The organism is Shewanella sp. GD03713, assembly GCF_029843705.1.
Lineage (GTDB): Bacteria > Pseudomonadota > Gammaproteobacteria > Enterobacterales > Shewanellaceae > Shewanella.
Map to the genome: position 1 here is coordinate 2,612,738 of NZ_JAOCIW010000001.1, position 11,233 is coordinate 2,623,970.

The window sequence follows — 11,233 nt, forward strand, 5'->3', positions numbered from 1 at the left end:
ATTAATATTTGCGCTAAATTCCGTTGTTACCTTGCCGCTATGGCTCGATGTTCTGTCTAACCATGCGTGCTGATAGACAAGGTTTGGGAGTTAATCCCGGACAACGCATGTACCGTCGGCGAGTAACTTACCGCCGAACACAGGAAAAATATTGGCCTCGTCGTAGTGAGTTAATGGCTCAATTTGTTGCAGCAGCGCCATATCCGCGGCCGTGATGCTGAAGTTAACTTGGGCATTATCACGCATATGTGCGGGATTGGCGGTTTTAGGGAGTGGCAGCAAGCCAAGCTGTAAACAGTAACGAATACAGAATTGTGGCACAGTCACTTGGTATTGAGTCGCCAATGCCAGCAATGTCGGATTCCCCAAGGCTGCACCGTGTGCGACTGGCGAATAGGCTTGAACCAAAATATCTTGCTTTTGGGTATACTCAATCAGCTCAAAAGGCATATTGCCTACATGGGCGAGGATCTGATTGACCATAGGCTTAACCGTACCGTTTTTAAGCAGATTGTCTAAATCAGGCTGTTCAAAATTGGACACACCAATAGCGCGAAGTTTATTGGCTTGATAGGCATCTTCTAGCGCCCGCCACGCCTGCAAATTTCCTTCAAAGAAATGTTCACCTGCTCGAAAATCCGTCCAAGGTTGAGGGCTATGGATGATCATGAGATCGATATAATCCAGACCTAGCGCCTGCAAGGACCCATCAATTGCATTCGCCGCTTCAGCATAGGTTTTAACTGCGGCATCGAGTTTTGTGGTAACAAAAATCTTATCGCGGGCAACACCACTGGTTCGCACGCCCTCGCCTACGCCAGCCTCATTACCATAAGCTTGTGCCGTATCAATATGGCGGTAGCCCGCTTCAATCGCATTGCGCACGGTTTGCGCCGCATCATTGTTGCCAATCATCCAAGTGCCCAGACCCAGTTTAGGAATTTGCACACCGTTTGAAAGTGTGAAGGTTTCGTTCAATATCATGCTATTGCTCCTTTCAACGATTGGGGACGACACTCATTATTCATTCGTGGCAGTACGAGCTAAGTTCGTTTTGATGATATTAAGCAACGACAGTAAAACCTTGAATGCACGTTCCTCGCAGTAACTTGCCTATTCCTGTTTTAGGCTTCCTATTTGGAGCAGATTTTTATAGATTCTCGGTGGATCAATATTGCAGATGGGACCGACCATGACTGAACTCGCCGAACTAATGGCTGACTTAGACCTGATTGAAAATGATGCCACTGAAACCGCATTGAAGGGGGTTAGATTTTTCAAAGTCGTCACCCAAAGCCCAAGAACACCCATGGTTTATGAACCGGGGATCTACATAGTGGCGCAGGGTCAAAAGGTGGGCTATCTAGGCAAAGAATCATTCGTCTACAACGTAGATAATTACTTGGTTAATCTGGTGTCGATTCCCTTTGAATGTGAAACATTCGGCAGCAAGGAAGAACCGCTCCTGGGTATTTACATAGAGATTGATGTTGAGCAGCTATACCACATGATTGATCAAATTGGTTTTCAGCGGTCCAATAGTGATAACAGCAAAAAATTGAATCGCGCCATTGGGCCAGCATTCTTAGATAAAGAGATGAAAGACGCCGTGTGTCGCTTGGTCAGTTGCTTAAAGTCTAAAAATGACACGCAAATTTTAGGCCCCTCAATAGTGAATGAAATCATCTATCGCGCCCTTAATGGCGATCAGGCGGCGGTGCTTTATTCACTGGCAACACCGAATAGTGATTTTGATAAAATCACAAAGGTGCTGCGTTTTATTGAGCGTCAGTATGCGGAGAAAATAGATGTCGAGCAGCTAGCAGCACTCGCCAGCATGAGCCCATCAAAGTTCCATAAAGCATTTAAAGACGTGACCAGCGAGACCCCGCTGCAATACCTTAAGAAGCTGCGCTTAAACAAAGCCAAATATCTTATCGCGCAGCAAGGCACCAAGGCCTATGTCGCAGCCTATCGCGTAGGCTATGAAAGCCCGTCACAATTTAGCCGCGAGTTTAAGCGTTATTTTGGTTATGGTCCTGCTGAGCTTCATCATGAGGGGTCTGCGCTAGTCTAAGATTGTTGGCGCATCATCAGGACAGTCACAACGCTGAGCAGTTCAAGAGGGGTATAAGCCTAGTAAAGTTTTGCCTATCGAAAAGAACTGAGAAGTTATGTATCCCATTATTTCGTAGTTTGAATGCTTTCATCAAAATCAAAGTCGTGGGGCTTCACCCCCTGATTTATAATCAAGAGTCGACCAAGGAAGACTGCTCGTCCTATCAAAAACGTCCATGTTAAACTGCCAGCTCGATATCCCTATCTCGCGCTCAAAACAGCCTTTGATGCACCAAGACGCCCCTAACGGAGTTGAAAGCCCCTTGTGCTCATTGACAAATTTGCTATCGCTTCCGAAGGATGCGTCCCTGCACCTGTGAAAGCTAGCTCGCCATCCATGGCGAGACTCACGCAATTTGTCTAATCGCCCAGCGGCAACTCCGAGGGGAGGTGTATTCCTTGGCGTTTTGAGTTGTTAGATAGCGATTCATCAGCAAAAAAATAAGCGCGAAAAATGAGAACGCTAAAACGATATCAATTAATTACGTCCAAAAATGTTTAAAAACCGCTACCGCAAAAAAGCAAATTCCTATAGCATCATTTATACCAATTAACATGGATATGGCTGCGGCCAAGTTCAACAAGCGATTTATCCCCTGCAAACAGCGCAGCGCATAAATACTAAGACGTCATATGCACAGATACTATGAACGATAGATTTAAACTCCTAAAATTTTACGCCATTCGTATGGAACTTTTTTTTGCTAGCATTTGTGTTTTATTAGGTTTATTGCAACTTGTTAACTATGACTACACAGTGGCCTTAAAAGCTTCTGGGTATTGTTTTGCTTTTTTACAAGTTCCAATAATTGTAATGTGTTTGCGGTTTAACAATTTATTAAAAAAAGATGGTGTGAAATAGTTAGTAAAGTTCATATAAAAACCTGTTTGACAAGGATAAAATAAAGTTGGCTTTTTCTCCTTCGCGGTAATTTTAGACAACTATTAATGTGCAAGAAAAAATTCGGAGTAAAAATGGCAAAAAATAGAAATCGAAGATTAAGGAAAAAATTATATAGCGATGAATTTACCGTTTATGGTTTTTCGGTCTTTTGTGATTTAAGTATTGAAGATGAACCTGAATACGATGTGTTTATTGATGAATTTATCGACTTTATTGAGGCTAGAAATCTTATGATTGGCGGTGGGGTAAGTCATAGCAAATTTGACTGTTTTGTTGTAGCTGAAGGTCGTTATGGCTCTGTAACCCATGAGGATAGAGCGGAAATAGAAATGTGGTTTATGAATAAGCCTGAATGTAAAAATATTAAATTAAGCTCATTAGTAGACGTGAACTCCGCAATATAACAAATCCCTCAAGAGAGACTGTCACCGCGGTACGTTTGCTGTTCCAATGAGCCGCACTGGTTTCGGCTGTTGTGTTTGTGAGTAGCAAAACTAGATAGCAAAACTAGACACCCAGCTTTAATCGTGCAGTAGTTAACCCTCGACTATTCTTTGGTTAAGCATTGAACAAGGAGGTTTGTATGCCGCGCCCTCGCAGAACTCAGATAAGTCTTGAACTCTCACCTTAACATCAGTCCCTATTACCATTGTTGTAGCCGCGTTGTTCGGCGGGCATTTTTATGTGGCGATGATGCCTATTCGGGTAAAAACTATGACCATCGCCGCGCTTGGGTAGAATCGCTACTGTTTGAACTTGAAGCAGTTTTTGCTATTTATGTTGCAGCCTTTGCGGTGATATCGAATCATCTGCATGTAGTGCTGCGAGTCGATATCGAGACGGCAAATCGTTGGACTGACCGCGAAGTGCTTGAGCAATGGCATAAGTCGTTTAAAGGCGATGAGTTAACGCACAAATTCGCTAAAGGTGAGTTAGTTGAAGCCTATGAGGTCAGCAGATTAAAGCATTCAATTGCCATTTATCGTAGTCGTTTGTGTGATATTTCATGGTTTATGCGCTGTTTAAATGAACCAATAGCAAGGCAAGCAAATCAAGAGGATAACTGCACTGGCAGGTTCTGGGAAGGTCGGTTTAAATCCCAAGCCCTACTCGATGAAGCCGCAGTATTAGCCTATATGGCTTACGTTGATTACTCTTTATTAAAAGAAAGTCCCATTAGAGCGCAACTCGCTGATACACCTGAACAATCCGACCATACCAGTATTCAATTACGTATTCGGGCGGCATTAAAAGGTGAGCAGCCGAGCAATCTCCTGCCTTTTATCGGTAACGAGTGCGACGACCAACCCAATGGCATTGCGTTTTCATTAATGGATTACCTCGAATTAGTCGATGATACCGCCGAATTATTCGCAATGATAAACGAGGTGAAATCAGTGAAAATAGCAGCAAGATACTGAACAGATTAAATATCCCCCATGACAATTGGCTCAAGCTGACTACAGATTTTGGCAAGCTATTTCATGGCCCTGTAGGCACATTGCAAGCACTGACCGATTACTGCGAACATCTCGAAAAGCGACGACGGCATTTTGCGGCAAACTGCCAGCACTTTAACAGTAACTGATTACTGCTTATATCACTTCAAAAGCCCCATCCAGAACACATCCTAAGCACTAAGGGATGACTTACCTCGTCTGAAATGCTCCATTTTTTAAGGGATTAGCGTAATTTATTGTCTCAGATACTGTCCCTGTAACTTTGATGGTTCTTTTTTAAACAAAGTTAACTTTTACAAGTTGTAGGTAAAAGGAAAGTGCATTATGTTGTTGATCTAAATTGGGTGGCTGGATTTATCGTTCACTGCTCCAATGAGGTAAACGCGCATGTGCACAAAAAGATTTTATGCACTCTACAACCTATAGGGATATCTTCTAGAAATGTCTGCTCCTAAATTATTTATATCATATTGCTGGTCAAGTACTGACCATGAAGAATGGGTTCTTCGTCTAGGTTCAGAACTACGTGAAAGTGGTGTAGATGTCATTCTTGACAAATGGGATCTAAAAGAAGGTCATGATGCAAATGCTTTCATGGAGAAAATGGTAACCGATGAGGAAATTAAAAAAGTCATTTTAGTCATTGATGAACAATACAGTGAAAAGGCGAATAAAAGAACTGGTGGTGTTGGGACTGAAACTCAGATAATTTCAGCCGAAGTTTATGAAAGTGTAGAGCAGAATAAGTTTGTAGCTGTGATCGCAAAACGAGACCAAGAAGGAAATACAAAGCTACCTGTTTTTTACAAGTCAAGGATTTATATAGATTTATCTGACGAAGATCTTTATGGAAAAAACTTTGAACAATTATTACGTTGGGTGTACGACAAGCCATTAAATGTAAAACCAGAGTTAGGTAATAAGCCCGCATTTCTGGAAGAAGACAAATCTATCTCAATAGGTACTAGTGTTGCTTTTCGAAGAATGACAGAAGCTGTCAAAAATTCTAGGCCACATGCTCATGGTGCAATATTAGAGTATTTCAATATTCTAGCATCAGGTATTGGGAAATTCCGGCTTGAACCTAGTTGTGGAGAAAATGACTTTGATCAGAAAGTTATTGATAGTATCTCTAGTGCGATGCCTATCCATAATGAGTTAATCGAAGCTTTTTCTACTTTGGCTCAATATGATACAAATAAAAGAACAATTCCTGTAATACATAAATTTTTCGAATCTTTGATTAAATATTTAGACTGTCCTGAAGGCGTCAATCAATACCATGAATGGGATTGGGATAACCTTCAATTCATTGTTCAAGAATGCTTTTTATTGTGTATTACTATTTTCCTCAAATATGAACGCTTTGATGTTGTTGAACACCTGCTTACTCAGCGCTACTTTGAAGAAGGAAGCCCAAGATCTGGTCAAAGTAAAATGCGGTCTTATGGTATTTTCAGACATTACCTTAAATCACTGGATCATAGAAATTCGCGATTGCGTTTGAGACGCCTTTCATTGCACGCCGATATATTAAAGGAACGATGTTCTGATTCGGGGATTTCATTTGAGCAAATGATGCAAGCTGATTTCGTATTGTATGTCACAGAAGCAATGCACGGTCTTAACGAAGGGAGAAGGCAAGAGTGGTGGCCAGAAACTCTCGTATTTAAATCGTTCCGAGGAGGTACTTTTGAGTTGTTTTTAAGAGCAGAATCCAAAGAATACTTCGACAGAATAACTGGCATCCTTGGTGTAAAGTCAAAAGCGGATTTAGAAGCTTTTGCGCAGGCGATCAGAGATGAGAAGATTTATGTACCTAAGTGGGATTACGAGAGGATATCTCCTTTGGAATTAATGAATTTTGCCCAATTGTGTAGTCGTGCATAACAAGCCAATTTAAAGGACAAAAAAACAGCTGGTTTTGCTCCTTCGTAGCTTATTTTAACCAGCTATTTTATTGCCTCTGATTAGGACGTTAGCCCAGAAAAATTTTAATCCGAAACTGACGAGTTAGGGTAAAGGGTCTACAACGTTTTTGTCCCAAATTTGTTCTGTCTTTCTTTAAAACCCACAGGCGACACCGATGCAAACAAGGTGAGCCATGGCAATTAGCGAGACGACCGTCCGCCCCAAGGATCGGGCGGTCGAGCATCCACGGATGGACTTGCTGCGCGTCGTTGAGCAAATACCATGGCTCGCCTGTAAATTCGTGCTAAAAGAACATAACACTAAACAACCATTCTTCCACTGACAAATTCTAGTGAACTCATTTGTAATGCTTTTCAGCCTCAAATCATACAGCGTGAAGATAATGGAATGCCTTGGCTCACCTCTCTGTGGACGGTAAGAATCACACTAAGCCGATTGATTTCACAGTAAAAGCGACTGGCTAAGCGCGTCATATTCCGCCATAGTGGTAGAGCGAATGACCTCATCCATGCACAAGGAGTCTCCCGTGGCACATTCTGGTTTAAGCCAACTATTACAACAACTTGAACAAGTATTATTAGGCAAGCCACGGCAAATTCGCTTAGCCCTCGCCTGTATTCTCGCCCGTGGGCACCTATTAATTGAAGATTTGCCCGGCATGGGTAAAACCAGCCTGTCCCATGCCCTCGCCCAGAGCCTAGGCCTTAGCTATCAACGTATTCAATTTACCAGTGATATGCTGCCCGCCGATATTCTCGGGGTATCGATTTTTGATAAACACCAAGCGCAATTTGTGTTTCATCCCGGCCCTATTTTTAAACAGATGGTGCTGGCCGATGAGATTAACCGCGCCAGCCCTAAGACTCAGAGCGCCCTGCTCGAGGCAATGGCCGAGCAGCAAATTTCGGTCGATGGCGTCACCCACAGATTACCCAATCCGTTTTTTGTGATTGCCACACAAAACCCCACGGAACAATCGGGCACCTTTCCGCTGCCCGAATCCCAACTCGACCGCTTTATGATGCGGATTTCTATCGGTTATCCCAGCCATGATGCGGAGCTGGCGATGCTAAAAAGCGATCAAACGCCGCAAACCCTCGATAATTTACCCCAATGTTTAACCCCGCTAGCGTTAACCCAGTTGCAGGAGCAATGCGACAAAGTCACGGCGTCCGATGCACTGCTCAATTATGTCTTGGCCTTAGTGCATGACTCGCGCAATCAAACCGATGCCGTCGGCTTGTCGCCCCGCGCAACTAAAGCCCTATTGCAAGCCGCTAAAGCATGGGCATTTTTAGAGGGTAGACACTATTTAGTCCCCGAAGATGTGCAAGCGGTGTTTTGCAGTGTGGCCGAACATCGACTGCGCACCAGCAGCCAATTGCAGGGTGAAGCGCTATCGGAGCGGATCCTCGCCAGCGTCAATCCCATCATGTAATGCCTTGCTAATCATATCGATAAGGATGCTCACACTATGATGAGGACAGGATGAAACGAGTATTGACGGCTTTCTGGCAACGCTGGTTGGCAAGGCGCATGCCGCCCAGTTCAGAGTTTGTCCTCAGCCATCGCAGCATCTTTATTCTGCCCAGTGGCTTTGGTTTAGTCTGGCTTGGGCTGGTACTGCTGTTGTATCTGTTTGGCACTAACTATCAAAACAATCTTGTAATTGGCCTGAGCATTTTGCTCCTCAGTCTATTTAATACCTGCATCCTTTACAGTTATAAAAATCTCGCGGGTTTGCGCCTTCGCGCGCTCACGGCGCCCGAGGTGTATGCGGGCGAAACCATCACCTTTCCAGTCCTGCTCACCTCAAATCACAGCAGCCACAATATCAGCTTAAATTACCCCAATAATTTAGCGTACTTACTTAAACAGGTCGGCGCGGATGAGGTGCAAGCTCTGGTCTCATTTGCCCATGGCAGCCGTGGTCTGGTATCGCCTGGCCGACTTAAGATTGAATCCTTTTATCCCTTAGGGCTTTGCCGCGCTTGGTCCCATATTGATCTCGATAATGCGCACATCGTCTACGCCCACCCGATTGAAAGCCCTTTACAGCTAAAGGCGGCGACCGAATCCGGTGAAGACGAACGGTTAGAACGAGCCGGAAAATACATCGCCGGCATCGATGAATACAAAGGGCTTAAGCCCCATGTGCTCGGTGAATCCCTCAAACAAGTGGCATGGAAACAATGGGCTCAAGGGCGTGGCATGCTAACCAAGGAGTTCGAGCAGCCTCAAGGCGATCCCGTATGGTTAACCTTAGTCCCCGACCCCGCGCAGCTTGAACAGCAATTAGGTCAGCTCAGCTGGCAAGTTAACCATTTGAGTCAGCAGGAGCAATATTTTGGTCTGTGGCTGCAGCGTGTTGGGGCGGAAGATCTTATCCTCACACCCGATACGGGCAATGCCCATCGTATCGCCTGCCAAAGGGCGCTCGCACTCTACGGGCAAGATATCAGCACGCTGGATAAAACCGATAAATTGATGAATAACCAAGGTGTTAAGCATCAGCATCCGCTTCCTCCCCATGGGGAAGGCGTGCGTTCTGCAACAATGGAGCCGCGGCGATGACAACGCAAGCCACGACACATCACAGGGCTAATCCTCCCAAGATGACGAGCTATCATGCCAATGGGCCGCAGACGGGTGACAATATCAGCCGCCAGACGCTGTTTTGGTTGCTGCTCACCAATATTGCGGTACTCAGCCCCTTATTTGATAAAACGACACCTTGGACCCTTGGGATCTGCGCCATTTGCCTCGTGTGGCGAGTCGGCATCTATGTCGGTAAAGTGGCAAAGCCACCGCGCTACTTGGTCACAAGCCTTGCCATTGGCGCCGCGATTACCCTTGCGTTGGTATCGGGTGAGATTGGACTATTAAATGCCTTAGTCAACCTGCTAATTTTAGGTTATGCCTTAAAATACATTGAGATGCGCAGTGTCCGAGATGTGCGGGCCGTGGTGATTGTGGGCTACTTTTTAATTGCGCTGACCTTTATCGATCACCAATCCATGCTCAATACCGTGCATTTAATTGGGGTCACTATCATCAATACCTGCGTGCTGGTGACCTTGTATCAAAGCAAACACAACTGGCAGCATACTGCTTGGATTGGCGCTAAATTATTGCTGCAGAGTGTGCCACTAGCGTTACTGCTGTTTTTAGTCTTGCCGCGCTTTGCCCCGCTTTGGCTAGTTCCGAATATGAAAGAAGCCCAAACTGGACTCTCGGATACCCTTTCCGTGAGCGATATCAGCAAACTCACCCGCTCCTCCGCACTGGCCTTTAGGGTGAGCTTTACCGAGGCGAGGCCCATCCAAGCCGAACTCTATTGGCGCGCGCTGGTGCTAGAAGATTACGACGGCCAAACCTGGCGCCAAGATGTCGGCATCAAACAAATTCAAAAGGATGCGCTGTTTTTTCCGCCCTCAAGACCCGATCCCGCGCGGCAGCTCCCCACAGCGATGACGGATGATACAGGCAGTCATGCGCCGCAGCGATACGACTATCAAGTGATTGTGGAACCTAGCCACCAGCCTTGGTTATTTGGGCTCGATGTGGCCTATAGCCAAGATGAAAAGGTCATTAACCTACCCGATTATCGACTCTATTCCCTACGTAATGTCGATCAGCGCTTGGGCTACAGTGCCCGTTCTTGGCCCAAGGCCCAAATGGATCTCAAGTTAACGGCCAAACAGCGGCAAATAAACCTGAAACTGCCCGAGGGCACTAACCCCAAAACTCTGGCGCTCGCCGCCGAGTTTAAGGCCAACTATCCCGAGCCCAAGCAGCGTTTGCTCGCCATGATGGGTTATTTTAATCGCGAACCGTTTTTTTACACCCTCACCCCGCCGCCCATTGGCCCGCAGCAAGTCGATGATTTTCTGTTTGAAAATAAAGCCGGATTTTGCGCCCATTACGCCTCCGCCTTTATCTTTATGGCGCGCGCCACTGGCTTACCCGCGCGTATGGTCACCGGCTATCAAGGGGGCGAATACAACCCGCAGGCCGATTACCTGAGCGTGTATCAATACATGGCCCACGCTTGGGCCGAAGTCTGGCTCGAAAATGAAGGTTGGGTACGATTCGATCCAACAGCCATGGTCGCCCCTAACCGTATAGAACAAGGCTTCGATGCCGAGTTCTCCCCCGAACAAAGCTACCTGCAAGAAAGCCCTTTTAGCAGTTTGCGCTTTAAATCTATGCCTTGGCTCAACGAGTTAAGGCAGCGCTTTGCCAGCCTCGATTATTACTGGAGTCTCTGGGTGCTCGGTTTCAATCAGGAGCGGCAAAACAAAGTGTTAAGCGGCATTTTAGGGGATGTCACAAAAACCAAGGTGGCGGTGTTTATGAGTGTCTGTATTAGCCTTATCGGCCTCTATATCGCCTACAGCGTGGGGCTGTTTCGCTTTAAACGGGAGCAGGATCCCATCAGCGCCAAGTACCAACGCATTTGCCAGCGCCTCAGTAAATTTGGCATCAATCGCCCCGCTCACCTTGGCCCGAACGCCTTTGCAGCCCAGCTTATTGACACGCATCAGCAGCAATCCCCAGAGTTTTGCCGCGAGTTTGACACCTTGACCCAAAGCTATGTCGCGCTGAAATACCAACAGCTTGCGGACAATGACTATCAAGCAGCGTTAAAGCGCTTTAATAGCGCCGCGAAAACCCTTAACTGGCGACTATTTGGCCCGAGTAAACAGTTAAAATAGGCGGGATAAACCGCAGGGGGACAAGATTGTTGAATCTTATAAATCAGTCACATAGAATTGCCAAGCCACTTTGCTATGCATAACAGCAATCCCAAATCGTG

8 protein-coding genes and 1 pseudogene are annotated in these 11,233 nt (G+C 45.7%); 8 read left to right on the forward strand and 1 reads right to left on the reverse strand.

Features of this window, described 5'->3' with window-relative positions:
• Positions 1 to 90: 90 nt before the first annotated feature.
• Positions 91 to 984 (reverse strand): aldo/keto reductase, encoded by an 894-nt coding sequence (locus tag N5E87_RS11565; protein WP_086904699.1) that lies wholly within the window; start codon positions 982 to 984, stop codon positions 91 to 93.
• A 208-nt stretch (positions 985 to 1,192) separates the two neighbouring features.
• Between N5E87_RS11565 and N5E87_RS11570 the strand changes: the two genes are divergently transcribed.
• From N5E87_RS11570 to N5E87_RS11605, 8 genes and pseudogenes are all read left to right on the forward strand, one after another.
• Entirely contained in the window at positions 1,193 to 2,077 is an 885-nt protein-coding gene (locus N5E87_RS11570; protein WP_086904700.1) for an AraC family transcriptional regulator, read from the forward strand.
• Positions 2,078 to 3,093: 1,016 nt separating this feature from the next.
• The gene (locus N5E87_RS11575; protein ID WP_086904702.1) at positions 3,094 to 3,426 is read left to right on the forward strand and encodes a 50S ribosome-binding protein YggL; all 333 of its coding nucleotides are present in this window, start codon (positions 3,094 to 3,096) and stop codon (positions 3,424 to 3,426) included.
• 179 nt (positions 3,427 to 3,605) lie between these two features.
• Positions 3,606 to 4,610: pseudogene (locus N5E87_RS11580) on the forward strand (transposase).
• A 313-nt stretch (positions 4,611 to 4,923) separates the two neighbouring features.
• Entirely contained in the window at positions 4,924 to 6,372 is a 1,449-nt protein-coding gene (locus N5E87_RS11585) for a TIR domain-containing protein (protein WP_279775333.1), read from the forward strand.
• Positions 6,373 to 6,586: 214 nt separating this feature from the next.
• A complete protein-coding gene (locus N5E87_RS11590; RefSeq protein ID WP_164717956.1) occupies positions 6,587 to 6,736 on the forward strand; it encodes a hypothetical protein in 150 nt (49 codons plus the stop codon).
• Positions 6,737 to 6,940: 204 nt separating this feature from the next.
• Positions 6,941 to 7,852 (forward strand): AAA family ATPase, encoded by a 912-nt coding sequence (locus N5E87_RS11595; RefSeq protein ID WP_086903293.1) that lies wholly within the window; start codon positions 6,941 to 6,943, stop codon positions 7,850 to 7,852.
• Between the two features lie 50 nt (positions 7,853 to 7,902).
• Positions 7,903 to 8,988: a DUF58 domain-containing protein gene (locus N5E87_RS11600; RefSeq protein WP_086903292.1), complete on the forward strand. Its 1,086-nt coding sequence runs from the start codon at positions 7,903 to 7,905 to the stop codon at positions 8,986 to 8,988.
• Positions 8,989 to 9,029: 41 nt separating this feature from the next.
• Complete coding sequence (locus N5E87_RS11605) at positions 9,030 to 11,132, forward strand: DUF3488 and transglutaminase-like domain-containing protein (RefSeq protein WP_164718015.1); 2,103 nt, start codon at positions 9,030 to 9,032, stop codon at positions 11,130 to 11,132.
• The last annotated feature ends 101 nt before the right edge of the window (positions 11,133 to 11,233 follow it).

Bases quoted from the DNA above. Each gene is read 5' to 3' on its own strand.
- N5E87_RS11565 (WP_086904699.1), bottom strand. From the start codon at position 984: ATGATATTGAACGAAACCTTCACACTTTCAAACGGTGTGCAAATTCCT.
- N5E87_RS11570 (WP_086904700.1), top strand. From the start codon at position 1,193: ATGACTGAACTCGCCGAACTAATGGCTGACTTAGACCTGATTGAAAAT.
- N5E87_RS11575 (WP_086904702.1), top strand. From the start codon at position 3,094: ATGGCAAAAAATAGAAATCGAAGATTAAGGAAAAAATTATATAGCGAT.
- N5E87_RS11585 (WP_279775333.1), top strand. From the start codon at position 4,924: ATGTCTGCTCCTAAATTATTTATATCATATTGCTGGTCAAGTACTGAC.
- N5E87_RS11590 (WP_164717956.1), top strand. From the start codon at position 6,587: ATGGCAATTAGCGAGACGACCGTCCGCCCCAAGGATCGGGCGGTCGAG.
- N5E87_RS11600 (WP_086903292.1), top strand. From the start codon at position 7,903: ATGAAACGAGTATTGACGGCTTTCTGGCAACGCTGGTTGGCAAGGCGC.
- N5E87_RS11605 (WP_164718015.1), top strand. From the start codon at position 9,030: ATGACGAGCTATCATGCCAATGGGCCGCAGACGGGTGACAATATCAGC.